Genomic DNA, 25,118 nt, shown 5'->3' with positions numbered 1-25,118 from the left:
GTGGCGATCAATCCTGGCTGAAGACGCGCGGCGCGGCCCGGGCTGCGGCATGATCGGCGGCGGGGAGGACGCCGCCATGGACGCCGATCGGAACTTCCGGGGTTCTGTCCCTGCCCTTTACGACCGCTATCTCGGGCCGATGCTCTTCGCGCCCTATGCGGCGGAGATGGCGGCGCGGCTGACGGGGCTGGCGGCGGGGCACCTGCTGGAGACGGCGGCGGGGACCGGGATCGTCACCCGCGCCCTCGACGCGGCCATGCCGGAGGGCCTCTCCATCCTGGCGACGGACCTCAACCAGCCGATGCTCGACCACGCGGCGGAGCGGCTGTCCTCCGCGCGGGTGACGTGGCGGCAGGCGGATGCGCAGGCGCTGCCCTTCCCCAACGCGATGTTCGATGCGGTGGTGTGCCAGTTCGGGGCGATGTTCTTCCCCGACCGGCCGCGCGCCTTCGCCGAGGCGCGGCGGGTGCTGAGGCCGGGCGGCCGCTTCCTGTTCAGCGTCTGGGACCGGATCGAGGCGAACGACTTCGCCGATGTCGTCGTGGCCGCCATGGCGCGGCTGTTCCCGGGGAACCCACCCATGTTCCTGGCGCGGACGCCGCATGGTCATCACGACCTGGCCCTGCTGCGGGCGGAGCTGCGGGCGGCGGGCTTCGCCGGGGTGGAGGCGGAGACCGTCGCGCGGGAGAGCCGGGCGCCGGATGCGCGGGCGGTCGCCATCGGCTTTTGCCAGGGGACGCCGATGCGGGGCGAGATCGAGGCGCAGGGCGAGGGAGCGCTGGCGGCGGCGACCGAGGCGGCGGCGGCGGCCATCGCCGCGCGCTTCGGGGACGGGCCGGTCGCCGGCCAGATGAGGGCGCATGTGCTGACAGCGTGGCGGTAGCGCCGCCGGTCAGGCGCCGTCGCGGAGCAACCCGGCGATGATGCGATCCAGCGCGTCGAGCGTGTTGCAGACGGCGGCGACGCGGCAATGCGGGGCGTAGCGGCGCATGTCGGAATCGCCGGTGCCCCAGAGCGGGCGGGGCTCCGGGTTCAGCCAGACGATCTGCCTGGCGCGGTTGGCCATGGCGGCGAGGAGCTCCGTGCGCGGGTCGGTGCGGTTGCCGCGGCCGTCGCCGAGGATGATGACGGTGGTGCGGCTGTCGAGCAGGGCCATGTGCGACTCGGCGAAGTCGGCGAGGGCCTGGCCGTAGTTGGAGGAGCCGAAGCCGGCGCGGTCCAGTACGGCGGGGATGGCGCGCTCGATCGGCTGGCCCTCCAGCAGGTCAGAGACGGGGACGAGGGTGCCGGAGAAGGCGAAGGCGTGCAGGCCGGAGAGCGCCTCGTTCAGCGAGTAGAGGAAGAGCAGCAGGAACTGCGCCATGGCGGCGACGGAGCCGCTGACGTCGCAGAGGACGACGAGCTTCGGCTTGTCGATCACCTCCTGCTTCCAGACGGGGAGGAAGGGCAGGCCGTCCCAGCCCATGTTGCGGCGGATGGTGCGGCGGGCATCGAGCAGGCCGCGGCGGCGACGCTTGCGGCGGCGGCCGTATTGCGTGGCCAGCCGCCGGGCCATGGCGCGGACGAGTTTCCGCATGCGGTCGTGGTCGCGGCGGTCGATGGCGGCGAGGCGGGTGCGGGCCAAGGTCCGGTCGCGATAGGCCTCGGCCTGGCCGCGGGCATAGAGGGCGAGGTTCTGCTGGACGAGCTCCCTCACCTGCTCGCGCAGGCGGTCGCGGCCTTCGCGCAGGCGGTCGGCCGTCGCGGGCGGGGCGGCGGCGATCTCGCGGTCGAGAGCGGCGAGGCCCATCCGCTCGAGGATGCGGCGGGTGTAGAGGTTCACCTGGGTGAAGATGGTGATGTTGGAGACCCGCAGCTCCGCCGCGGCGCTCTCGGCGGCGGCGGCGAGGCCGGACTGGTCTCCGGAGAGGAGCATCTGCGCGAGCGGGCTTTCGGCCGCGGCGGGCGCCGGTTCCTCCGGCTGCTCGGGGGCGAAGGCCGGGCGGGAGAAGAAGAGGTCGAAGCAGTCGGCGAAGAGGCGCTTCTCCTCCGCCGTCTTGGCGAGCACGAGGGAGAGCGTGTCGCGCAGCGTGGTGCGGTCGGCATAGCCGACCTGGTCCACGGCGCGGGCGGCGTCGATGCTCTCGGCCGGCGAGATGCGGAGGCCGGCGCTGCGGGCGGCGCGCAGGAAGTCGAGGAGCGGGCCCTGCATCAGCGGATGGGGACGGACTCGCGCCGGGCGGCCGCCAGCAGCTCGGCGAGGCGCGGGTCCGCCGTCTCGATATCGGCCTCGTATTTCAGGAGGACGTTGAGCGTGTCGCGCACGACCGCCGCATCCAGCTCCCGCACATGCAGCAGGATCAGGGTGCGGGCCCAGTCGATGGTCTCGCTGACGGAGGGCAGCTTCCGCAGGTCGAGTGTACGGAGCTGCTGCACGAAGGCGACGAGCTGGCGGCGGAGCCCGTCCTCGATGCCGGGGATGCGGGCGGCGAGGATGCGCGCCTCGAGCCGCGCATCGGGCAGGCCGATATGGAGGTGGAGGCAGCGGCGCTTCAGCGCGTCGCCGAGGTCGCGCTGGCTGTTCGAGGTCAGCAGGACCAGCGGCGGGATGGCGGCGCGGACGGTGCCGATCTCGGGGATGGAGACCTGGTAGTCCGAGAGCAGCTCGAGCAGGAAGGCCTCGAATTCCTGGTCCGCCTTGTCGACCTCGTCGATCAGCAGCACGGCGCCGCCGGGCTCGCGCAGCGCGCGCAGCAGGGGACGGGGCTCGAGGAAGGCTTCGGAGAAGAAGAGGTCGCCGAAGCCGTGCAGGCGGGCGAGCGCGGCGTCCAGCCCGGGCTCCTCGCCGAGGGCGCCGCCGAGGCGGTCTTTCAGGATCTGGGTATAGAGCAGCTGCTTGCCGTATTTCCACTCGTAGAGGGCCTTCGACTCGTCGAGGCCCTCGTAGCACTGCATGCGGATCAGCCCGATGCCGAGCCAGCTGGCCAGCGCCTTGGCGAGTTCCGTCTTGCCGACGCCGGCGGGGCCTTCGACGAGGATGGGCTTCCGCAGGTGATGCGCCAGATAGGCCGCCGTCGCGATCGGGCGGCTGGCGATGTAGCCGGCGGAGGCGAGGCCGGCCTCGGTCGCCTCGATGGAGTGGAGCTGGCCGTGCCAGGGCGGTGTCATGGGGTGCGAGGTCTCTCCGTTTCGCCGGATGATGCCTTGCCACGGCGGGGGCGCCAAATCGGCCGGGCCCGATGGGAAGGGGTATCTGGACCTCGAAGGCGGGCGGGGTAGACTGGTTCCGGAGAGAGAGCGTCCAGGGGGGAACGATCCCGTGCAATTATCCGACCGGGTGACCGGAGGGGTCCTGGTGATCCTTGGGGGGCTCGCGGCCTGGAGCGGCTCCCGCCTGCCGGCGGTGCCTGGGCAGGATGTGGGGCCGGCGGCCTTCCCCCTGCTGATCGGCTCCGGCTTGGTGATCTGCGGGGTGCTGATCGCCTTCGGCATCGGCCGCAGCTTCGAAGTGCCGGAGGAGGAGGCGCCGGCGACGGGCTCGCGCTTCAACGGGCTGCGCGTGCTGATCCCCCCTGCCCTGCTGCTCTTCTACATGCTGGCCTCCGAGCCGCTCGGCTTCCTGCCGACGGCGGCGATCATGGTCTTCGTCACCGCGGTGGCGCTCGGCGCGCGGCTGCGGCTGGCCGTGCCGATCGCCCTGGTGGCGCCGGTCCTCGTGCATCTCGCCTTCTACAAGCTGCTGCGGGTGCCGCTGCCCGACGGCGTGCTGCCGGCGCCGTGGTAGGGCCATGAACGAGCTTCTCGAAGCCTTCCGCCTCGTCGCCGCGCCGGATGTGGTGATCGCGATCGTCGCCTCCGCCATCTACGGGCTGGTGGTGGGCTCGCTGCCCGGGCTGTCCGCCACCATGGCGACGGCGCTGCTGGTGCCGGTGACCTTCTGGCTGAGCCCGATCGCGGCCATCGCCACCATCATCACCGCCTCCGCCATGGCGATCTTCTCGGGCGACATCCCGGGCTGCCTGCTGCGCATCCCGGGCACGCCGGCCTCCGCCGCCTATACGGACGAGGCCTATGCGATGACGCGGAAGGGCCAGGCGGAGCTGGCGCTCGGCGCCGGCCTCTGGTTCTCGGCCATCGGCGGGATCGTGGGGACGCTGTCGCTGGTGCTGATGGCGCCGCTGCTGGCCGAGATGGCGCTGTCCTTCTCGACCTTCGAGTATTTCTGGCTCGCCTTCCTCGGGCTGATGTGCGCGACGCTCGTCGCGCGCTCCTCGCCGATCAAGGCGATCGCCTCCATGCTGCTCGGGCTGCTCGTCTCCTGCATCGGGATGGAGAACCCGGCGGGGACGCCGCGCTTCACCTTCGGGCTGACGGACCTGCTGGGCGGCATCGAGCCGATCCCGGCGCTGGTCGGCGTCTTCGCCGTCAGCGAGGTGATGCGGGCGATGGCGACGGCGGAGCCGCCGAAGCTGCCGCATCGCAAGTTCGGCTCCATCCTCGCCGGGCAGTGGAAGCTGACCAAGAAGTACCAGTGGCCGATGTGGCGGGGGAACATCATCGGCATCATCATCGGCGTGCTGCCGGGCGCAGGCGCCGACATGGCCGCCTGGGTCTCCTACGCGATGTCGAAGAAGTTCTCGAGGGAGCCGGAGAAGTTCGGCACGGGGCATCCGGAGGGGCTGGTGGAGGCCGGCGCCTCCAACAACGCCTCGCTCGCCTCGGGCTGGGTGCCCTCGCTGCTCTTCGGCATCCCGGGCGACACGATCACGGCGATCGCCATCGGCGTGCTCTACATGAAGGGGCTCAATCCCGGCCCGACGCTCTTCACCGAGAATGCGCGCAGCATGTATGCGCTCTATCTCATCTTTATCATCGCCAACATCATCATGATCCCGCTCGGGATCGTCATGATCCGCGTCGCCTCCCAGGTGCTGCGGGCGCCGCGGGCGGCGATCATGCCGGTGATCCTGCTGCTCTGCGCCGTCGGTTCCTATGCGACGGGGAACAACCTGTTCTCGGTGCTGCTGGTCGGGCTCTTCGGCATCCTCGGCTTCGTCATGGAGCGGAACGGCTATCCGGTGGCGGCGCTCGTCCTCGGCATCGTCATGGGGACGATGGTGGAGCAGAATTTCATCACCTCGCTCATCAAGTCGGACGGCGACGTGATGCCCTTCTTCGAGCGGCCGGTCTCGGCGGTGCTGGCGGCGATGACCATCGGGGCGCTGCTCTGGCCGCTTGGCGTCTGGATCTGGAACCGCACGGGCGGGCGGCGCTTGCCGGCGCAGGGCGCGGCGGAATAGAAATGAATCAAGCAAAGCCGGAGGAAACGCCATGCCGATGATCGACCGCCGCAGCCTGATGGGGGCGGGCGCCGCGCTGCTCGCCTCCCCCGCGCTTGCCCAGCCGCGCTGGCCCGCGCGGCCGGTGCAGATGCTCTGCCCCTGGGCAGCCGGCGGCGGGACGGATGCGGTGCTCCGCATCATCGCCACGCTGTTGGAGAAGGAGCTGGGCCAGCCCTTCAACGTGGTGAACCGGACGGGCGGCTCCGGCGTGGTCGGGCATGCGGCCATCGCCTCGGCCCAGCCGGATGGCTACACGCTGGGGATGATCACGGCCGAGATCTGCATGCTACACTGGCAGGGGCTGACCGAGGTCACCTACAAGAATTTCACCCCGATCGGGCTGATGAACAACGACCCGCCGGGCATCCAGGTGAATGCCAGCTCCTCCTACCAGAATGTCCAGCAGCTGGCGGATGCGATCAAGGCGAGCCCCGCCGGCAAGTTCAAGGCGAGCGGCACGGGCCAGGGCGGCATATGGCACCTGGCGCTGGCCGGCTGGCTCGGGGCGATGGGGCTGCCGGCCAACCACGTGCGCTGGGTGCCGAGCAACGGCGCGGCGCCGGCGATGCAGGACCTCGCCGCGGGCGGCCTCGACTTCACCACCTGCTCCGTGCCGGAGGCGCGGGCGATGCTCGATGCCGGGCGGGCGCGGACGCTCGCGGTGATGGCGCCGGAGCGGCTGTCGGTCTTCCCCAACTTCCCGACGCTGAAGGAGGCGATGGGGGTCGACTACCAGACCGGCGCCTGGCGCGGGATCGCCGGGCCGCCGGGGCTGCCGGCCGAGGTCAAGGCGGCGGCGGAGGCGGCGCTCGGGAAGGTGTACCAGAGCCAGGAGTACAAGGACTTCCTCAACAGCCGTGGCTTCGGCATGACCTATGCGGATGCGGCGGGCTTCGGGGAGCATCTGGCCAAGGCGGATGCCTCGCTCGGGGAGGCGATGAAGGCGGCGGGGCTGGCGAAGGCCTGAGGGCGAGCCCCGATCCGGTGGGAGTACCCCACCGGACCGCCTGACTGGCTCGGGCAGGAAGTAGGAGCGGTGCGAACGGATGCCGCGCTAGCTCACCTTCCCCCGCCGCTCGACGCGGACGGCCTCCAGCCGTGCCGCCATGCGGCGGCCGGCGGCGTCCATCGACAGGCTTTCCTGCAGCTCGGCTTGGGCACGAGCGCCGAGGCCGCGGGCGAAGTCGCGGTTCTCGAAGACACGGCGCATCAGCTGCGCGGCATGCGCCTCCGAGGGCTCGGCCCATCGCGTGCCGGCATCGTAGGGCGGGATCGGCCTGGCGATCCGAACCAGCCGATGGTCGACGAGGAGGCTGTTCTCCTCCGTCATGAAATCGAGGTTTCCGGAATAGCGCGTGCCGATGACCGGCTTCGCCAGCAGCATCGCCTCCGCCATGGTGAGGCCGAGCCCTTCGCTGCGATGGAGCGAAACATAGCAGTCGCAGGCGTCCATCAGCGAGATGGTCTCGTCGAAGGTGAAGACGCGATCAATAATCATGATGCGGCCGCCTGCCTCGGCCGCGGCGGCATGCAGCTCCGCGATGAGGCCGGGATGCTTCTCGCCGAAGGAGGTCTTCAGGATCAGCATCGCCTCCTCTTCCCTGCGGAAGGCCTGGCGGAAGGCGCGGATGAGGCCGAGCGGGTTCTTCCGCTCCATGATGCTCATCATGTGAAAGGTGAAAAGGAAGGTGAAGCGGCCGAACGGAATGCCGAACTGCTCCGGTGCGCGGCGGGTGAATGGCGGCAGCATGACGCCGGGCATGAACTCGAAAACGGGGATGTCGAAGCGCGAGCGCAGCGCGTCGCCCACGAAGCGTGTTGCGGTCCAGATCTCGTCGGCCTCGGCGGCGGCGCCGGCCCATCCGGCGGGCACGGAGTCGAGCTCCCAGTACCAGTAGCCGATGCGATGCGTGCGCGGCCGTCGCGGTTGCAGTCCGGCGCAGGCATAGGCCCGGCGGAAGAAGGGCTCCGGCTGGATGTGCAGGAGCGTTGCGTCGTGCAGCTCGAAGCCGCCGAACACAGCATGCTCCGGCAGGTCATGTTCGGCATCGACCGGCACGTCACGCAGCGGCAGGTCGTAGCCCTGTGCGCTGAGGCCTTGGACGATGGAGAGGGTCGAGGTGCGGAGGCCCGAGGGGTAGCAAAGATGGCCGATAACGGTCAGCCCGGGGCGGGCCAAGGCTTCCGCCAGCGCCTCCCGCGGTTGGGCGGCGAGCCAGGCGCTTGCACCCTCGTCCAGTCCAGCATCAGGTCCGGCGAGCCAGTCGAGCAGGGCGCGGGCGGCGGCAGGGGTTGCGAAGGGATCCGGGTGGCAATTCCGCCAGTGCGGGCGGCTGGACCAACCGAGGCGGAGTTGCTCGGCCGGGGTCTGAGTTTCGAGCCAGTTGGACGGATCGGTCCAGGCGCCCTCGCAGCGATAAGTGGCGCGAAGCCAGGCGGCCATGCGGCGGCGGCCGAAGGCGGTGGGGCCGTCGGGGAAGAGGGCCTGCCAGCTGGGGTTGAACCGGTGGCTCAGCAGCAGCTCGCGCGCCGGGTCCTCGGCGCAAAGGAGGGCGAGCCACCAGATCTCCTCAAGCCGCAGCGGGACGCCGTCGCGGCGCAGCAGGAAGCCCAGCAGGCTGGCGCGGCCGGCGGGGAGGAAGGCAAGCGCCATATCCCCGGCGAGGCCCGACTGCGTCAGCACGATCTGGCGGGCGCGGGCGGCGGGATCGGCGGCGAAGGCGGCGGCGATCCGTGGCAGCGCAGGGGCAGGAAGGCAGAGCTCCGTGGCGCCCTCGTTGGCGAGCCAGCGGGCGAATGCGCCCCCGGCGCCGGCGGAGAGCGCGTCGGGGAAACGGGCGCGGAGGTCGGGGCGGCGGCGCAGCAGGGTGAGGCACCAGCGGGCGGCAGACCAGGGGTCGTCGATCGCCTCGGCGCGGACGGGGCGCCAGAACAGGGATTCGGCCGGCAGACCGACCGCCTCGGCGATGTCGGCATCGTTGCAGAGGTCGAGGGGCACCAGGCTGGCGAGGCCGGCGCCGTGCCGCCGGATGTCCCGCGCGAGGCTGGCGGAATTGCCCGGCTCCGCCCCGACGCGGAGGCGCGGGACGGTGATGTCGGCATCGAGGGCGGGGTGGAAGAAGGGATCCTCGCGGTAGCCGAGGCGGCGGAGCTCGAGAGCGGTGCGCGTCAGATCCGCCTCCGGGTCGCGGCGGCCGCGGCTTGCGCCCTCCTGGTGGATGAGGCGGGCGAAAGGCGTGTAGGCCGTGCGCCAGCCCAGAGCGCCGGCGGCGAGGCAGAGGGCGGCGTCGCCATTCGCCATGACGAAGCTCTCGTCGAAGCCGCCGGCCTGGGCGAAGGCCTCGCGTCGGACCATCTGGCAGGCGCCCATGACCGCCGAGACCGTGCGCGGCACCGATGGCGAGCCGATGGGGCCCCATTCCGTCTCTGACGCAAGGCGGAAGAGAGCGCCGCAGAGATGCATGCCGAGGGTGGTGCCGGCATGCTGCAGCGTGCCGTCCGGGCCCACGATCATGGTGCCAACGACGCCGACGCCCGGTCGCTGCGCATAGCGGACGAGCTCCGCGAGCCAGTCGGGCTGGGACACCGCGATGTCGTTGTTCAGGAAAAGCAGCAGCGCGCCGCCGGCCGCGCGGGCGCCGGCATTGCAGGCGGCGGAGTAGTTGAACGGGTGGCGGTAGGGGACGAGGCGGATGCGGCCGGCCGCTTCGAGCTTGGCATAGAGGGCGAGCGTCTCCGGATCGGAGGAGCCGCTGTCGACGATGACAATCTCGATGCGCGGGTAGTCGGTCTCCTCCAGCAGGCCACGCAGGCATCGAGCCAGCAGCGCGGGCTGATCCCGGTTCGGGACGATGACGGAGACGAGGGGCGGATCGGCGATGGGCCAGGTTGCGCGCTGGGTGCCGTCGGGCTGGGTCGCCACCTCGGCCGGGATGCCCTGGCGCTGCCAATGAGCGGCAATGACCGCGCGCAGCTCGGCGGCGTCGGGGCTGTGCGCGGGGGGCCGGTCGGCCGGGGCGTCGGCCGGGCGGTGGCAGAGGATGCGGGGGATGCGGGCAACCCGCCCGCTGGCGGCAAGGCGGAGGTGGAGGTCCCATTCCGCGCCGGCGCCGGTACCGGGCGCAAAGCCGCCGACGGCCTCCACGGCGGCGCGGTCCAGCGCGACCGGGCGCCCCGGATAGTTGAAGGCTTCCAGCAGCTCGGGCGACCATTCCGGTTTGAGGAAGGGCAAGGCGCGGCGGCCATTGGGGCCGATGCGATCCTCGTCGCCATGAACGAGCGCGGCCTCCGGCGCGGCAAGGGCGGCGAGGGCGTCCGGGACCAGCCGGTCGCCGGGGTCGAGCACCAGGAGCCGCTCGCCGCCAGCGCCGGCGGCGAGGGCGGCCAGCATCGCGCCGCGCTCGGCACTCTCCAAGACGAGGGTGGCGATGCGAGGATCGAGACCGGCGGGCGGCTCGACCCCCGGCGCCAGGCCGAGGCGGCAATCCCATTCAGCGCCCGGCTGGTCCTGCAGGCTGGCGAGCGTTGCCGGAAGCGCAGCCGCCTCCCCGGCGCGGACCGGCAGCAGCAGGGTGACGCGCCGGGCCTCGGCGCTGACGGCGGGCGGGGCAAGGCCCTCCTGCTCCATGATCCATTGCTGGTAGCGGTCGGCGACGGGAATGGCCGGCGCCGTGGCGACCGTGCCGCTGTCGAACAGGGCCTGGCCGAGTGCCTGGCGCAGGCCGGCTCGGCCCTGGCCGCGCCAGGCCGCGGTCAGGCTGCGCGCCGAGCGGGTGGCCTGTCGCGGCTCCTGCGCCCAGCGCCGGCCGAGCGACAGGGCAAGGCGGGCGCCGACCAGCGGCCGTGTCGTCGGCCGTGCCGCGATGGGGCCGAGATGGAAGGGACCCTGCGTCACCGGCGGGGTCATCGACAGGGCGATGGCCTGCGTCGGCACATGGATCACCAGGCTCCAGCGGCCCTGGGCGGAACGGCGCGCCAGCAGGACCCGGAGCGGCTGGTAGCCGGCACCGGCATCGACCTTGATGCCGGGCAGGGTGAGAGCGTTGCGCGGCGCCTGCACCGCCATGGTGAGGCGGAGCCAGCCCGTCGGCAGGCCGGCCGGGCCCGGCGCCAGGCGGAAGGCGGCCGCGGGGCCCGTGGCTTCCCACCAGCCATCCGCGCCGTCGATCTCCGCCAGGTCGCGCAGCACCTGCGGCTTGAGCGGATGGGACATCGGCATAGGGCGTTCCGTTCAGGTCAGGCGCCGGCCTCGCGGCCTAATCGCCGGCCGCGACGCGGCTGCGCCACTCGACGAGGATGGAGCGTAGGGTCTCCTCCCAGGGGATGGCAGGGGTCCAGCCCAGAGTTGCGCGGGCGCGGCCGGGGTTGCCCTGGATGCGCACGACATCGGTTGGGCGGAGGCGGGCAGCCTCCTGCTCGATACGGGCCTCGACGCCAGCCAGGGCGAGCAGCTGGTCCAGGATGTCGCCGATGCGGCGCGGCTCGCCGCTGCACAGGTTGAGCGGGAGGCCGGGCGGCAGCCGGTCCGCCAGGGCGAGGGCCCGGACATAGGCGGCGCAGATGTCCTGCACGTCGAGAAGGTCGCGCCAGCGATCGAGGGCGCCGGTGCGAAGCACCGGCTCCTGTCGCCCGGCCTCGATCCGGGCAACCTGGCGGGCGAAGCTGGCGACGGCGAAATTCGGCGTCTGGCCGGGCCCGATATGGGTGAAGGGGCGGAGCCGAAGGGCGCGCAGGCCGCGCAGCGCCATCTCGCCGATCGCCAGGTCCGCCGCGGCCTTGCTGGCGGCGTAGGGGTTGGCGGGCTGGAAGGCCGCCATCTCGTCGAGCGGTTCGCCGGACTGGAAGCCGAGGCCATAGACCTCGCCAGAGGAGACGAAGAGGAAGCTGGCCTCGGGCGCCTCGCGCATCACCGCCTCGGCCAGGGCCAGGGTGCCGAGCAGGTTGGACCGCCAGGTCTCGGCCGGGGCGCGGAAGGAGGCGGGGACACTGGACTGGGCGGCGAGGTGCAGCACCGCATCGGGCCGGGCGGCGGCGATGACCGCGTCCAGGCCGGCGGGGTCGAGGAGATCGAAGCGATGGCTCTCATCCATGCCCGGAACGGCGGCCTCGCGGCCGGCGCCGATCAGCACCGCCGCGGGAAAGGCGGCGCGCAGCGCGGGAAGCAGGTTGCGGCCGACGAAGCCGCCCGCGCCGGTCACCAGGATACGCGCCGGTGCGGCCATGGCCCAGGCTCAGCGCATGCGGGCGCGGTGGCGGAACAGGTCGGCCTCGACCATCTCCGTGATCATGTCCTCGAGCGTCGTCCGCGGCTCCCAGCCGAGCTTCGCCCTGGCCTTGGAGGCGTCGCCTAGCAGGATGTCGACCTCGGCGGGGCGGAGGAAGGCCGGGTCGACCTTCACGAACTCCTCGTAGTTCAGCCCGACATGCTCGAAGGCGATGCGCGCCATGTCGCGCACGGTGACGGTGCGGCCGGTGGCGACGACGTAGTCGTCCGGCTTGTCCTGCTGCAGCATCAGCCACATCGCCTCGACATAGTCGCGGGCATGGCCCCAGTCGCGCTTGGCGTCCATGTTGCCCATGAGCAGTTCGGTCGCCAGGCCGAGCTTGATGCGGGCGGCGCCGTCGGTGACCTTGCGGGTGACGAATTCGATGCCGCGCAGCGGGCTCTCATGGTTGAAGAGGATGCCGCTCGAGGCATGCAGGCCGAAGCTCTCGCGGTAGTTCACCGTCATCCAGTGGGCATAGAGCTTGGCGACGGCATAGGGCGAGCGCGGGTAGAAGGGCGTCGTCTCGCTCTGCACCGGCTCCTGGATCAGGCCGTACATCTCGGAGGAGGAGGCCTGGTAGAAGCGGGCGCCGGGGGCCACGAGCCGCACCGCCTCCAGCAGGTTGTTGGCGCCGAGCGCCGTCACCTGGCCGGTCAGCAGCGGCTGGTTCCAGGAGGTCTTCACGAAGGACTGGGCGCCGAGGTTGTAGACCTCGTCCGGCTTCACCTCGTTCAGGATGCGGATGAGGGCGGAGAGGTCGATCAGGTTGCCGTCCATCATCCGCACCTGCCCGGCGATGCCGAGCCAGCGCAGGCGCTCGTCGATCACGTCACCCGAGGAGGAGCGGCGGAGCAGGCCGAAGACCTCATAGCCCTTGTCGAGCAGGAGCTTCGAGAGATACGCCCCGTCCTGGCCGGTGACTCCTGTAATAAGTGCGCGCGGCATGCGAAATCGATCCTGATGGGGGCTTCGGCGGCGTGCTTAGCGGCATCGGGTGGAAATTCCAAGACAGCCGGCCCGGTCCCGGGGCGGCCAGGGCTCAGGGCCGGTGCCCGTCCCCTGCCCTGCCCTCCTGCAGCAGCCGCGTCAGCAGGTCGATCTGCTCCTGCTGGCGCGCAAGCAGCGCCTCGATCTCGCGGGTGCGGAGCTGGTCCAGCTTCTCGTGCAGGGCCATGATCTCGATCTCGGCCTTCAGGTTGACCTCGTAATCATGCGCTGCGTCCACCCGGTCCCGCGCCGCCTGGCGGTTCTGGCTCATCATGATGACGGGCGCCTGGATGGCGGCGATCATCGAGAGCAGCAGGTTGAGGAAGATGTAGGGGTAGGCGTCGAAGGGGCGCGGCAGCAGCGTGTTCAGCAGCACCCAGGCCGTCAGGAACAGGCCGAAGCTGATGATGAAGGCCCAGGAGCCGCCGAATTCCGCCACGCGGTCGGCCAGGCGCTGGCCGAAGGTGAGGTCCCCGTCGAAATCCCGCTCGATGTTGCGGCTGATGACCCGCTGCTCCTTCGCTGAGGCGAGGACCAGGCGCTCGGCGGCGGAGAGGTCGTGGGGCTTGCGGCCGAACCAGCGATGGGCGGCGGCTTCGACGGGCATGGGCTCGGGCATGGCGGGGCTCCGTGGCAGGGGGCGAAGATAGCTTGCCCGATGCCGGGGGAGAGGCCACCTTTCCGGTCCAGGGCGGCATCGGGGGGCAGGCGTGGCCGGGTTCAGGAGCACCGAGAACTACATCGCCTCGCGCGACCTGGAGGTGGCGGTCAACGCTGCGGTCGCCCTGCAGCGGCCCCTGCTGGTGAAGGGCGAGCCGGGCACCGGCAAGACGGTGCTGGCGCATGAGGTGGCGAAGGCGCTCGGCCTGCCGCTGATCGAGTGGCACATCAAGTCGACGACCAAGGCGCAGCAGGGGCTCTACGAGTATGACGCCGTCTCCCGGCTGCGCGACGGGCAGCTCGGCGATGCGCGGGTGCACGACATCTCCAACTACATCGTGCGGGGCAAATTGTGGGAGGCTTTCGCGGCTGACCGGCAGCATGTCCTGCTGATCGACGAGATCGACAAGGCTGACATCGAATTCCCGAACGACCTGCTGCTCGAGCTCGATCGGATGCAGTTCTTCGTCTACGAGACGAAGGAAACGGTGGTGGCGCGGCACCGCCCGGTCGTCATCATCACCTCGAACAATGAGAAGGAGCTGCCGGATGCCTTCCTCCGCCGCTGCTTCTTCCACTACATCCGCTTCCCCGACCGGGAGACGATGGAGCGGATCGTCCAGGCGCATTTCCCCGACATCAAGCAGGAGCTGGCGCGGGAGGCGCTGAACGTCTTCTTCCAGGTCCGCGGCGTCGGCGAGCTGAAGAAGAAGCCGGCGACCTCCGAGCTGCTCGACTGGCTGAAGCTGCTGATGATCGAGGACCTGCCGCCGGAGGTGCTGCGCTCCTCCGACCCGAAGGTGGCGATCCCGCCGCTGCACGGGGCGCTGCTGAAGAACGAGCAGGACGTCCACCTGTTCGAGCGGCTGGCCTTCCTGTCGCGGCAGCGGCAGAGGTAGGCGGCCGTGCTGGCGCACTTCATCCTCGCGCTTCGCACGGCCGGCATCCCGGCGAGCATCACCGAGTACCTCGCCCTGCTGCGCGGGATGAAGGAGGGCGTCGCCGGTTACAGCGTCGACGACTTCTACCATCTCAGCCGGGCGGCGCTGGTGAAGGACGAACGGCATCTCGACCGTTTCGACCGGGTCTTCGGCGAGGTGTTCAAGGGGCTGGAGCCGGCCGAGGGCGAGGGGTTCGAGGAGCTGGTGCGGCAGCTGCCGGAGGAATGGCTGCGCAAGATGGCGGAGAAGCTGCTCTCCGACGAGGAGAAGGCGGCGATCGAGGCCGCGGGCGGCTTCGACAAGCTGATGGAGATGCTGCGCCAGCGCCTCGCCGAGCAGAAGGGGCGGCACCAGGGCGGCAGCAAGTGGATCGGGACGGCGGGGACCTCGCCCTTCGGCGCCCATGGCTACAACCCCGAGGGCGTCCGGATCGGGCAGGAGGAGAGCCGGCACCGGCGGGCGGTGAAGGTCTGGGACAAGAGGGAGTTCAGGGACCTCGACGATTCGGTCGAGATCGGCACGCGGAACATCAAGCTGGCGCTCCGGCGGCTGCGGCGCTTCGCCCGGCAGGGGGCGGCGACGGAGCTCGACCTGCCGGACACCATCCGCTCGACCGCCAACAATGCTGGGTCGCTCGACCTGAAGATGGTGCCGGAGCGGCACAACACGGTGAAGGTGCTGCTCTTCCTCGATATCGGCGGGTCGATGGACGACTGGGTGAAGCTCTCGGAGGAGCTGTTCTCGGCCGCGCGGGCGGAGTTCAAGCATCTCGCGCATTTCTACTTCCACAACTGCCCCTATGAGCGGCTCTGGACGAACAACCGGCGGCGGCGGGAGAGCGAGGTGCCGACCCTCGACGTGCTCAGGACCTATGGGCCGGACTACAAGGCCGTCTTCGTCGGGGATGCGAGCATGAGCCCCTATGAGGTCATCCAGCCCGGGGGCAGCGTCGAGCACTGGAACGAGGAGCCGGGAAGCGCCTGGATGACGCGGCTGACCGGGCATTTCCGCCGGACGGCTTGGCTCAACCCGATGCCGCAGGCGGCCTGGGCGCGGACGCATTCCATCGGCCTGGTGCGGCAGCTGATGGAGGACCGGATGTACCCGCTCACCCTCGGCGGGATCGAGGCGATGACGCGGGAGCTGAGCCGCTAGAGCAAACCCCGATCAGATGGACTCATCCGATCGGAGGTATTTGCCCGCCGATATCATGACCTGGAGCGGGTTCCGTGAGCCCGTGCGAACGGAGATCGCCCTGGGCCCAGCTCCCAGCCACATCAGGGCAGCGGCTGCGGGTTGGCCGACAGGCTGCGCAGATAGGCGATGATGTCCGCCCGATCCTCCGGCTTCGGGATGCCGGCGAAGCCCATGCGGGTGCCAGGGGCATAGGCGGCCGGCTTGTAGAGCCAGCGGTTCAGCTCCTCGTAGTTCCAGGGGCCCTGATGGGCCTTCAGCGCCGCCGAGTAATTGAAATTGTCGAGATGGCCATGCGGCTTGCCGACCACGTCATAGAGGTTAGGGCCGACGCCGTTGCGGCCACCCTCGTTGAAGCTGTGGCAGACGCCGCAGAGGCGGCGGCTGAGGGCTGCGCCATTGTCCGGGTTGGCATTGGCCAGCAGCGGGGCGACCGGCGGGATGTCCGCCGAGGCGGCGGCCGGGGTCGCGGCGGGGGCGCCGCCCGGGGCCGGGGCGGCCGGAGCGGCGGCAGCCGCCGGGGCAGCGGCAGCCGCCGGCGCGGCAGGCTGGCCGGCCGGCGGCAGCGGCTTCGGGCTCGGCGACAGGCTGCGGAGATAGGCGATGACATTCGCCCGCTGTTGGGTGTTGCTCAGGCCGGCGAAGGCCATGCGGGTGCCGGGCGCATAGGTGGCCGGCTTGTAGAGCCAGTGGTTCAGCTCCTCGTAGTCCCAGGGGCCCTGCTTGCCCTTGATCGCGGCGGAGTAGTTGAAGCCCTCGGCATGGCCATGCGGCGCGCCGACGATGTTGTAGAGGTTGGGGCCGATGCCGTTGCGGCCGCCCTGGTCGAAGCTGTGGCAGGCGCCGCAGTTCCGCTGGCTCAGCTGCTGGCCGGCGGCCACGTCGGCGCTGGCCAGGAGGCCGGAGATCGGTTCGATCTCCGGGCCGGCGGCGGGAGCCGCGGCGGGGGCCCCGCCGGTCGGGTCGCCGATGCGGATGGCGCTTTCATGCGGCGCTTCGCCATGCACCAGCAGCTTGCCGACCTGCCCGGCCACCATGAAGGTGATGCCGGCCGTCAGCACTGCGGCGAAAGCCTTGTTCAGCTCGAGCGAATTCATAGGCGGTGACGTCCTCGGAGCGGCGGCGGCCATCGGGCCGGGCGAAATAGAACGCGGGGCGCAAGGGCCAGGATGCATATAGCCGAAGCGGCGGGACCCGCAACCCGTCCCGACCCCCAAACGTGAAGGGGCCGGCACCCCCCTTTGCGGAGGGATGCCGGCCCCTGGTCGGGCGAGCCTTACCGCCGGATGGGCGGAGGCGCGTCGATCTTGGTGATGAGGTTCAGCTCCTGGTAGTCGCGGAGCATCGACACCCCGTTGAGCGGTTTGTTCACCCCCTGGTGGCAGGTGGCGCAGTTCACCTTCAGCGGGTCCCCGGCCGCGCCGAGGCGGGGGCGGTGCGGGCCGCTGGCCGGGCCGTTCGGGTTGGCCGCCCAGACCGGCTGCAGGGGCTCGATGAAGTTGTTGTTGATGTCCCGCACCATCCGGATCCCGTGCCAGGCATTGGTGCGCAGCGGCGAGCTCTGGTCCCAGGCGCCGAAGGCCCGGGTGTTGTGGCAGGTGGTGCAGTTCACCCCGAGCGAGGAGGAGAAGTGGATCATCAGCCCCAGGGTCTGCTCGGTGTCCTTCACCTTCTGGGTGTCGCCGGTCGGCAGGGCCGTCGGGCTCTGCACCCGGATATTGTCGGCCTGCTCGAGATAGGCGCTGAAGGGGTCGTAGGGCAGCGAGCTGTAGCCGACCGACGCCGCGCCGAGGTTCTGCCCCCCCGGATTGGCGGCGAAGCCGGCCGTCCGGCCGCCCGCGTCCTGCGACCAGACATTGGCCGGGATCGGGTTGCCGCGGTGGCAGGTGTAGCAGGTCACGCCGGTTTCCAGCACATGCGGCTTCCACTCCGCATTGATGCGGGCGACCATCTGCAGCATCCGCCGGGCGACGACCTTGGTGTAAACCTCGTCGGAGGCCATGTTCGCCGTGTTGTGGCAGTAGCCGCAGCCCTGCTGGGGCGAGATCCAGGCCGTCATCGCCGCCATGGTGCGGGCGAACTGGGCGACGCCCAGATCGCCCAGCACCTGCACGTTCTGGTAGGCCTGGCCGGCCTTGGGCCCGACCGCCGGCACGTTCGGGATCATGGCCGGGAGCTGGTTGGCCGCAGCCAGCGCCGGCTGCAGCCGCGGGTTGGCGATGTTGCCCAGGGCGACGCCGCGGAAGCCGGTCTGCACCGTCTCCACCGGCGGGCGCTCGAAGGTGAAGAGGATGACCGCCAGGCCGAGCAGGCCGGCGAGCACCGCGCCGAGTTTGAGGGAGAAGCTCATTGTGCGGCCCCCGGCGTGAGGAGTGGGTCGGGCATGGCGCGGAAAACCTCCGGATAGGCAGGGGCGATGCCGTGCTTGACGCCCCAGAGGTACCAGTTGTCGACCACGGTGCCGGTCAGCAGGATGCCGATGCCGCCCGTAATTGGGGTCAGCACGGCGAACCACCAGAGCCAGCGGTGGACGCTCTCGAAGGTGGCGTTGAAGCCCATGGTCCAGCGCCAGAAGATGGCGCAGCGCTCATGCGCCGTCCCGCGGTCGATCACCTGCTCCACCTCGCGCTCCGAGCCGAAGCGGCCGGAGGCCAGGATGGTCGCGCCGTGCATGGCGAAGAGCAGGGTCGAGCCGTAGAGGAAGACGATCGAGAGCATGTGGAAGGGGTTGTAGAACAGGTTGCCGTAGCGGACGGAGAAGGCGTTGGTCCAGTCGAGATGCGGGAAGATGCCGAAGGGCACCGCCTCCGACCAGGAGCCCATCAGCAGCGGGCGGAAGAAGCCGAGCACCAGGTAGAGCCAGATGGCGGCGGCGAAGGCCCAGGGCACATGCGTCCCGAGGCCGAGCTGCCGGGCGCGGCGGTAGGTGCGGGCCCACCAGAGCAGGATCGACAGCGTCAGGAACAGGCCGGCCAGCAGCCACCAGCCGCCTTCCGCCAGCGGCGGGATGCTGAGGCCATAGGCCGGCGAGGGCGGCTCGAGCGCCAGCCAGGGCAGCTGGCGGATGAATTGCAGGGCGTTCCAGTTCACCGAGGCCAGCATGTTGAGGCCGATGATCTCGAAGGCGGCGAAGCCGAAGATGAGCGAGATGATGCCGAGCCAGCCGAGATAGATCGGGCCGACCTGCGCGTCGCCGAGCCAGCCGAGCACATAGGCGAAATTCGGCTTGCCGTCGCGCGGGCTGTCGTGGCGGGCGAGCGGCACGCCGATATAGGCCGGGCCTCTCACCTGGATGCGGGTGAAGATGTTCTGATATTCCGCCATGGGGATGTTCCTCCTCCTTGCTCGGGGCTCAGTTCCAGATCGGCAGGTTGAGCCACCAGCTCCACCACTGCGGCCAGCCATGGGTCCAGAAGGGCCCCGAGATGACGATGCAGACGGCGCTCCAGAACCCGGCGGAGAGCGCCAGGAAGAGGCCGAGGCGGTGGATGCCGAGGGTGCCGATGGAATAGCCGATGGTGTCGCGGAAGAAGGTGTTCTCGTGCTCCGCGGTCTTCACGTCCTCGCCCGGGGCGGGGTTGATGGCCGAGAGCACCAGCGCGCCGTGCAGCGACAGGGCGAGCGTCGTGGTGAAGAAGAAGGTCACCGCGAGCATGTGCGCCGGGTTGTAGTGGAAGTGCAGGTACTGGTAGCCGGTGTTCGACACCCAATCGAGATGGCTGAGGATCCCGTAGGGGAAGCCGTGGCCCCAGGCGCCCATCAGCACCGGGCGGATCACCACCAGGGTGAAGTAGGCGAAGACCGCCATGCTGTAGGCGACGGGGATGTGGTAGCCCATGCCGAGCTTGCGCGAGATCTCCGCCTGGCGCAGCGCCCAGGAGACAAAGGCGCCGAGGGCGCAGACGGTGACGATCTGCCAGATCCCGCCCTCCTTCAGCGGGGCGAGGCCGAGGCCGTATTTCAGGTCGGGCGGGGCGATGTTGATCGTCCACGGGTTCCAGGTGCCGCCGAGGGCGGCCCCGTAGAAGATCATCGCCGTGCCGAGCAGGCTGAAGAAGATGGTCGTGACGCCGAAGAAGCCGACATAGAAGGGGCCGACCCAGAAGTCGAAGAGGTCGCCCCCGATCAGGGTGCCGCCGCGGACGCGGTACTTCCTCTCAAAGCTGAGCATCGCCATGGTGGATACCCCGGATGGGGAGGCGGTCCGTGTGGGCAGCCTCGTTGCAGTCAGGTCGGCGGCGGACGAGGGGTTGCCCCGTCCGCCACCCGGACGGTCGCGCTAGACGACCGAACTGATGGTATCGGTGATCATCGCCTGCGGGCGCGGACCCTCGATCCAGTTGAAGCGGTTCGTGCTGAGCAGGATGAAGTGGATCACCAGTGCGAGCACGAGGAGGAAGGTGAAGAGCCCGACCAGCGCGCGACGCGGATCGAACAGCAGCCAAATGCGCCACATGTGTTCTGCCCTCCTCTCAGGTGAAGTAGGTGGCGAGCGAGGCCGCGCCGTCGATCATCGACTGCGTGTAGCCGCGCGGGCCAGGAAGCCAGGGGCGCCATTGCCAAACCAGGAAGTGCGCAACGATGGCGATGACGGTGAAGATGATGAAGGACGTCACGAAGATTCCGTGGAACTCCTTCGCTTCGTTCTCCGTCAGCCCCGTCAGCGAGCCATCTCGCATGTCAGTACCGGCCATCTCGATTACCTCTGTGATGGCGGCCTTGCGGCCGTTACCGCGCAACTCCCGCGCGGCAGGGATCGACGCGGCCGGTTGAGCCACGCACGACTGGTGGCCGCGCGGCAGGGGCGCGCGGCGAAGGGGTGGGGGCCGGTCATGCGACGCGGCCCTCGGCAAGGTCGCGCAGCAGCGCGGCGATGCGGGATGCGGTGACGACCGGCTCGGCGGCCTCGCGGGCGTCGCGCTCGGCGCGGTCGCGGAGGCGCTTGGCGGCCGAGATGCGGAGCAGGAAGGGCTCCGTCTCGAGATGCGCCTCGAGCAGGGACTGTGCCTCCGGCTCCCAGCGCTCGGCGGGGCGGGCCGGGGTGGCGGCGACGCGGTCCAGGTCCGTCCCCAGTGGGAGGATGTGGAAGAGCGCGTCGAACAGCGCGTTGCAGTATTCCTGGATGAGGTAGGTCGCGCCGGCATATCCCATGAAGGGCGTGCCGATGGCGCGGCGGATGATGGCGCCCGGGAAGCTGGCCGGGATGTAGGTGCTGCGGGCCTTCGCCTCGGCCGCGTACATCCGCTCATTGTAGGAGCCGAAGAGGACGAGGTGCGGCGTCTTGTGGACGGCCGCGCGCACCGCGGCGTTGTCGGTCTTCAGCCCCGGCTGGCGGGCGAAGGAGAAGGCGCAGGGCACGCCCATCTCCTCCTCGAAGAAGCGGCGGAGGCCGCGCACATAGGTTTCCGTCGCCACCACGGCGAAGCTGGCGGTGGCGAAGAAGTCCTGGGTGACGCTGCGCCAGAGGTCCCAGATCGGCTTGATCGTGGTGTGCTTCTCGCGCTCGATGAAAGGCTCCGGGTCGAGGCCGGTCAGCTCGCCGAGCTTGCGGAGGAAATTGGTGGTGGCGAAGAGGCCGATGGGCGCCATCAGGTAGGGCCGCTCCAGCGTCTCGCAGAGCTTGCGGCCGAATTCGCGGTAGAGGCAGATGTTGACATCCGCATCCGGCAGGCGGGCAATGTCGTCCACATGGCTGCCGAGCGGGAAGACGAGGTTGATCTCGCAGCCGATCCCCTCGACCAGGCGCCGGATCTCGGCGAGGTCGGAAGGCATGTTGAAGGTGCCGTAGATCGGGCCGATCAGGTTGACGCGGGGCGGGCTGCCCTCGGCGCGCTTGCGGGCGCGGACCTTCTTGGCGCCGAATTCCGTCCAGAGCCAGTTGATGGCGCGGTCGGCGGCTTGCCACTGATCCTCGTCGATGGTGCGCGGGATGAAGCGGCGGAGGTTGCTGCCCTCGGGCGTCACGCCGCCGCCGATCATCTCGGCGATGCTGCCGGTGACGACGACGGCGGGGAGGTCGGCATCGCCGGTGGCGGCGGCGCGCTTCATCGGGCCTTCGGTGCCGGTCTGGGAGAGGGCTTCCTCGTCGAGGCCGGTGACCACCACCGGCAGCTCGTGCGGCGGCAGGGCGTCGGTGTAGTGAAGCACGGCGGTGACGGGCAGGTTCTCGCAGCCGACCGGGCCATCGATCACGGTGCGCAGGCCGCGCACCGCGGTGAAGGCATAGACGGCGCCCCAGTAGCCGCCGGCGCGATCGTGGTCGAGGACGAGCATCGGGCTAGCTCCCCACCGCTTCGTCGGCCTTGGCCTTGGCGGCGCGCAGCTTGCGCTGGCGGTCGCGGAAGCCGGCGGGCTCCTCGGGCTTGCCCTGGAAGCCGTAGCCGGCGCGGTTGGGCGTGCCGACGCCGTCGAAGAACCCGACCATGCGGGAGAAGCGCTCGCGGCCCTTGGTCTGCGCCGCCACGATCGCGGCCATGGAGCCGGCGCCGGCAGGGCCGAAAAGCGGGCGGGCGGAGACCATGTTGGTGAAGTAGAGGGCGGGGATGCCCATCTCCTTTGCCTTCTGCACCAGCGGCGTGGTGCCGAGGGCGAGGTCGGGCTTCACCTCGGTCATCGCGGCGATGTCCTGCTCGAGGCTGGCGCGGTACTGGACATGGGTGCCGCGGGCGGCGAGCCAGGCGCGGTCGGCCTCGGACCATTCGGTGCGCGGGCAGGCGGTGCCGACATAGGGGACGTCGGCGCCGGCCTCGGTCAGCAGGCGGGCGACGAGCAGTTCGGAGCCTTCATAGCCCGAGACGGTGATGCGGGCCGTGATCGGCGCGGCGGCGAGGGCGGCCTGGACCGCAGGCAGCGCCTTTGCCTTGGCGATGTCGATGCGGGACTGCGGCAGGCCGGCGGCGCGGCCGATGCCCTGCAGCCAGGCTTCGGTGCCCTCGACGCCGACGGGGCCGGAGCCGACGACCGGGCGGCCGGCGGCGGCGAATTCGCGGATGCTCGCGGTGTAGAAGGGATGGGTGGCGGCGGCCACCTCGCAATCGAGCGCGGCATAGAGGTCGCGCCATTCGCGGGCCGGCGTCTGCGGGGCGACGGCGAGGCCCATCGGCGCGAGCAGGGCGGCGACGCCCATCGGGTCGGCGGGGAAGAGCTCGCCGATCAGCGCGACGGTCGGCTCGCCCTCGACCAGGGAGGCGGGGCGGGCGACGGGGCCGGCCTCGGCCTCACGGCGGGCGTAGCGGAGCATGGCGCCGGCGAGGACGTCCTTCGCCTCGGCATGGGTCGGGACGCCGAAGCCGGGCACGTCGATGCCGATGACGCGGACGCCGTCGATCTGCTTCGGCAGCAGGTCCAGCGGCACGCCGGAGGCGGTCGGGACGCAGAGGTTGATGACGATGATGGCGTCCAGCTCGTCGGGCTTCGCCGTGGCGTGGACGGCCTCGCGGATGTCCTCGAAGAGCTTGCCGGTGACCAGCGTCTCGGAGTTGAAGGGCACGTAGCCGACGCTGCGGCGGGCGCCGTAGAAATGGCTGGTGAAGGTCAGGCCGTAGACGCAGCAGGCGGAGCCCGAGAGGATCGTCGCCACGCGGCGCATGCGGAGCCCGACGCGGAGCGAGCCGAAGGCCGGGCACATGCTCTGCGGCTGGTCGTGCGGGCCGCGCGGATAGTCAGCCATCAGCCGGTCGAGCGCATCCGACTTGCCGGCGGCACGGGCGGCCGCCTGCATCGTCTCGCGGCCGCCATGGCAGGATGCGCCCTCGGCCATGCTCAGCTGCCCTCGTAGACGACTTCGAGGGAGGGCTTCTCGACCAGGGCCGAGCCGCACATATCCTCCATCGTCGCCGGGTTCAGCACCACGCCGCGGCCGACCGCATCGCCCTTGAAGAGGCCGAGGAGGTTCTCGTGCGAGAGCGGGTTGGGGCGGACCGGCGGGGCGGTGGCGACCTGCTCGGCGAGGGTCTCGAAGACGGAGGCCCAGGGGCTGCCGGGCATGCCGACGATCTCGTAGTTGGCGGACTTGCGGCGGATGTCGTCATCGGCGGGAATGGCCGAGAGGACGGGGATGCCGACGGCCTCGGCGAAGGCCTGGGCCTCGCCGGTGCCGTCATCCTTGTTGATGACCAAGCCGGCGACGCCGACATTGCCGCCGAGGCGCCGGAAGTAGTCGACCGCCGAGCAGACATTGTTGGCGACGTAAAGGCTTTGCAGGTCGTTGGAGCCGACGACGATCACCTTCTGGCACATGTCGCGGGCGATCGGCAGGCCGAAGCCGCCGCAGACCACGTCGCCGAGGAAATCGAGCAGGACGTAGTCGAAGTCCCACTGGTGGAAGCCGAGCTTCTCCAGCAGCTCGAAGCCGTGGATGATGCCGCGCCCGCCGCAGCCGCGGCCGACCTCGGGCCCGCCGAGCTCCATGGCGTAGACGCCGTCGCGCTTGAAGCAGACATCGCCGATCTGCACGGCCTCGCCGGCCAGCTTCTTCTTCGACGAGGTCTCGATGATGGTGGGGCAGGCGCGGCCGCCGAAGAGCAGGCTGGTGGTGTCGGATTTCGGGTCGCAGCCGATGAGCAGCACACGCTTGCCCTGCTGCGCCATCATGTATGAGAGGTTTGCCAGGGTGAAGGACTTGCCGATGCCGCCTTTGCCATAGATGGCGATGACCTGGGTCTCGCGCTTCACCGGGCCGGTGTGCGGTGCGTCCGGCTCCTGCGCAGCCTCGGCGCGGAGCGCGTCCTGCATGCTCGCCTGCGGTTGGGCCGAGTTGGGCTTGCCGACGGATGCGTTCATGAACACTCGCTCCAATCCAGGACCATCTTCAGGCAGGACGCATCGGTAAAGGCGGTGCGGTAGGCGGAGGCGGCCTGTGGCGCAGCCTCCCGGTGGGTGATCAGGCCGTCGAGGGAGAGGCGGCCGGACGCGATCAGTGCCGTGACGGCGGCGAGGTCCGGGGCGCGCCACTCGGCGGCGATGCGGATCCGCGCCTCGCGCATGAAGGCGGGCGGGAAGGCGAAGGAGAGCGGGGCGGCGTAGAAGCCGGCCAGCACGATCTCGCCGCCCGGCCCGAGGCGGGAGATCAGCGTGTCGAGCAGGGCGCTGTCGCCGCTGACATCGACGATGCTGCGGTAGTCGCGCTTCGGGTCCTCGGCCGGGTCGAGCACGGGGTAGCCCTCAGCGCCGGAGCGGCGGGCGGGGTTGCTCTCCCAGACGGTGGGCGGCGCGGCACCGGCGGCGAGCGCCAGGCGGGCCAGCAGGCGGCCGAGGACGCCGTGGCCGATGATGAGTTCCGGCCGGGCGGCGCCGGCGGTCGCGTGGTGCGCGGTGGCGGCGAGGGCCAGCAGCACGGCGGACTCGCGCAGCTCATCGGCGACGGGGACGGTCTTCTCGCCGGCGACGACCAGGCGGCGGGCGGCGCCGCCGAAGAGGCCGCGCACCGGGCCGAAGCAGCGGGCGCCCGGGACGAAGACGCGCTGGCCGGGCGTGCGGCCGGAGAGCGGGCCGGCCTGGGCGATGCGGCCGACCGACTCGTAGCCGGGGACCAGGGGGTAGCCCATGCCGGGGAAGCTTGGCATCCGGCCGCTCCAGAGCAGGCGCTCCGTGCCGGTGCTGATGCCGCTCCACTCGACGTCGACGACGACATCCTCGGCGCCGGGCGGGGTGAGGTCGAGGCGGCGGAGCATCAGCTGCTCCGGCTCCTGCAGGAAGACTGCCATCGTATCCATCGTCAGCCCTCCCTCTTCTGGTTCGTGTCAGCTTAG

The 25,118-nt window shown here is 70.6% G+C and carries 22 protein-coding genes; 6 read left to right on the top strand and 16 right to left on the bottom strand.

Annotated elements, in window-relative coordinates; translation table 11 throughout:
• Positions 1-76 precede the first annotated feature (76 nt).
• On the top strand, positions 77-883 hold the full coding sequence (locus tag AC5JJ1_RS18575) for a class I SAM-dependent methyltransferase (protein WP_495786597.1): 807 nt from the start codon (positions 77-79) through the stop codon (positions 881-883).
• Between the two features lie 9 nt (positions 884-892).
• On the opposite strand, the gene AC5JJ1_RS18570 is transcribed toward AC5JJ1_RS18575, so the two are convergent.
• Both AC5JJ1_RS18570 and AC5JJ1_RS18565 read right to left on the bottom strand, forming a co-directional pair.
• Positions 893-2,191 carry a VWA domain-containing protein gene (locus AC5JJ1_RS18570; protein ID WP_495786596.1) on the bottom strand — a complete coding sequence of 433 codons (1,299 nt, stop codon included), beginning with the start codon at positions 2,189-2,191 and terminating at the stop codon, positions 893-895.
• A complete protein-coding gene (locus AC5JJ1_RS18565) occupies positions 2,191-3,147 on the bottom strand; it encodes an AAA family ATPase (RefSeq protein WP_495786595.1) in 957 nt (318 codons plus the stop codon). Before AC5JJ1_RS18565 ends, AC5JJ1_RS18570 begins: the two co-directional genes overlap by 1 nt.
• Here AC5JJ1_RS18565 and AC5JJ1_RS18560 point away from each other — a divergent pair.
• The 3 genes from AC5JJ1_RS18560 to AC5JJ1_RS18550 are packed head-to-tail and all read left to right on the top strand — an operon-like array spanning position 3,113 to position 6,288.
• Positions 3,113-3,763 (top strand): tripartite tricarboxylate transporter TctB family protein, encoded by a 651-nt coding sequence (locus AC5JJ1_RS18560; RefSeq protein WP_495786594.1) that lies wholly within the window; start codon positions 3,113-3,115, stop codon positions 3,761-3,763. The genes AC5JJ1_RS18565 and AC5JJ1_RS18560 overlap by 35 nt on opposite strands.
• 4 nt (positions 3,764-3,767) lie before the next feature.
• Complete coding sequence (locus AC5JJ1_RS18555; RefSeq protein WP_495786593.1) at positions 3,768-5,279, top strand: tripartite tricarboxylate transporter permease; 1,512 nt, start codon at positions 3,768-3,770, stop codon at positions 5,277-5,279.
• A 31-nt stretch (positions 5,280-5,310) separates the two neighbouring features.
• Positions 5,311-6,288 (top strand): tripartite tricarboxylate transporter substrate binding protein, encoded by a 978-nt coding sequence (locus AC5JJ1_RS18550; RefSeq protein WP_495786592.1) that lies wholly within the window; start codon positions 5,311-5,313, stop codon positions 6,286-6,288.
• Between the two features lie 87 nt (positions 6,289-6,375).
• Here AC5JJ1_RS18550 and AC5JJ1_RS18545 read toward each other — a convergent pair whose 3' ends face one another.
• The 4 genes from AC5JJ1_RS18545 to AC5JJ1_RS18530 all read right to left on the bottom strand — a co-directional run bounded on the left by AC5JJ1_RS18545 (position 6,376) and on the right by AC5JJ1_RS18530 (position 13,193).
• A complete protein-coding gene (locus AC5JJ1_RS18545) occupies positions 6,376-10,533 on the bottom strand; it encodes a glycosyltransferase (RefSeq protein WP_495786591.1) in 4,158 nt (1,385 codons plus the stop codon).
• Between the two features lie 43 nt (positions 10,534-10,576).
• On the bottom strand, positions 10,577-11,542 hold the full coding sequence (locus tag AC5JJ1_RS18540; protein WP_495786590.1) for a GDP-mannose 4,6-dehydratase: 966 nt from the start codon (positions 11,540-11,542) through the stop codon (positions 10,577-10,579).
• A 9-nt stretch (positions 11,543-11,551) separates the two neighbouring features.
• Positions 11,552-12,532: a GDP-mannose 4,6-dehydratase gene (gene gmd / locus AC5JJ1_RS18535; RefSeq protein ID WP_495786589.1), complete on the bottom strand. Its 981-nt coding sequence runs from the start codon at positions 12,530-12,532 to the stop codon at positions 11,552-11,554.
• A gap of 94 nt (positions 12,533-12,626) precedes the next feature.
• Complete coding sequence (locus AC5JJ1_RS18530; protein ID WP_495786588.1) at positions 12,627-13,193, bottom strand: DUF1003 domain-containing protein; 567 nt, start codon at positions 13,191-13,193, stop codon at positions 12,627-12,629.
• Between the two features lie 91 nt (positions 13,194-13,284).
• Between AC5JJ1_RS18530 and AC5JJ1_RS18525 the strand changes: the two genes are divergently transcribed.
• Entirely contained in the window at positions 13,285-14,133 is an 849-nt protein-coding gene (locus tag AC5JJ1_RS18525; RefSeq protein WP_495786587.1) for an AAA family ATPase, read from the top strand.
• Between the two features lie 6 nt (positions 14,134-14,139).
• Positions 14,140-15,330 carry a vWA domain-containing protein gene (locus tag AC5JJ1_RS18520; RefSeq protein WP_495786586.1) on the top strand — a complete coding sequence of 397 codons (1,191 nt, stop codon included), beginning with the start codon at positions 14,140-14,142 and terminating at the stop codon, positions 15,328-15,330.
• A gap of 122 nt (positions 15,331-15,452) precedes the next feature.
• Here AC5JJ1_RS18520 and AC5JJ1_RS18515 read toward each other — a convergent pair whose 3' ends face one another.
• The 10 genes from AC5JJ1_RS18515 to bchC all read right to left on the bottom strand — a co-directional run bounded on the left by AC5JJ1_RS18515 (position 15,453) and on the right by bchC (position 25,082).
• Positions 15,453-16,466: a c-type cytochrome gene (locus AC5JJ1_RS18515; RefSeq protein WP_495786585.1), complete on the bottom strand. Its 1,014-nt coding sequence runs from the start codon at positions 16,464-16,466 to the stop codon at positions 15,453-15,455.
• 179 nt (positions 16,467-16,645) lie between these two features.
• On the bottom strand, positions 16,646-17,719 hold the full coding sequence (gene pufC / locus AC5JJ1_RS18510) for a photosynthetic reaction center cytochrome PufC (protein ID WP_495786584.1): 1,074 nt from the start codon (positions 17,717-17,719) through the stop codon (positions 16,646-16,648).
• A complete protein-coding gene (gene pufM, locus AC5JJ1_RS18505) occupies positions 17,716-18,693 on the bottom strand; it encodes a photosynthetic reaction center subunit M (protein WP_495786583.1) in 978 nt (325 codons plus the stop codon). Before pufM ends, pufC begins: the two co-directional genes overlap by 4 nt.
• A 28-nt stretch (positions 18,694-18,721) precedes the next feature.
• Positions 18,722-19,546, bottom strand: a complete 825-nt coding sequence (pufL, locus tag AC5JJ1_RS18500; protein ID WP_495786582.1) for a photosynthetic reaction center subunit L — start codon at positions 19,544-19,546, stop codon at positions 18,722-18,724.
• Between the two features lie 102 nt (positions 19,547-19,648).
• Positions 19,649-19,825, bottom strand: coding sequence for a light-harvesting antenna LH1, alpha subunit (gene pufA, locus AC5JJ1_RS18495; protein WP_082012450.1), 177 nt, complete (start codon positions 19,823-19,825; stop codon positions 19,649-19,651).
• Between the two features lie 16 nt (positions 19,826-19,841).
• A complete protein-coding gene (gene pufB, locus AC5JJ1_RS18490) occupies positions 19,842-20,147 on the bottom strand; it encodes a light-harvesting antenna LH1, beta subunit (protein WP_495786581.1) in 306 nt (101 codons plus the stop codon).
• Between the two features lie 52 nt (positions 20,148-20,199).
• Positions 20,200-21,642, bottom strand: coding sequence for a chlorophyllide a reductase subunit Z (gene bchZ / locus AC5JJ1_RS18485; protein ID WP_495786580.1), 1,443 nt, complete (start codon positions 21,640-21,642; stop codon positions 20,200-20,202).
• Between the two features lie 4 nt (positions 21,643-21,646).
• A complete protein-coding gene (gene bchY / locus AC5JJ1_RS18480; protein WP_495786579.1) occupies positions 21,647-23,128 on the bottom strand; it encodes a chlorophyllide a reductase subunit Y in 1,482 nt (493 codons plus the stop codon).
• A 2-nt stretch (positions 23,129-23,130) separates the two neighbouring features.
• Positions 23,131-24,150 (bottom strand): chlorophyllide a reductase iron protein subunit X, encoded by a 1,020-nt coding sequence (locus AC5JJ1_RS18475; RefSeq protein WP_495786578.1) that lies wholly within the window; start codon positions 24,148-24,150, stop codon positions 23,131-23,133.
• Positions 24,147-25,082, bottom strand: a complete 936-nt coding sequence (gene bchC, locus AC5JJ1_RS18470; protein ID WP_495786577.1) for a chlorophyll synthesis pathway protein BchC — start codon at positions 25,080-25,082, stop codon at positions 24,147-24,149. The genes AC5JJ1_RS18475 and bchC overlap by 4 nt, the downstream gene beginning before the upstream one ends.
• Positions 25,083-25,118: the final 36 nt, after the last annotated feature.

Source organism: Belnapia sp., from assembly GCF_059504005.1.
The sequence above is the reverse complement of the archived record's forward strand: the minus strand, read 5'-3'. Positions and strand labels throughout refer to the sequence as shown.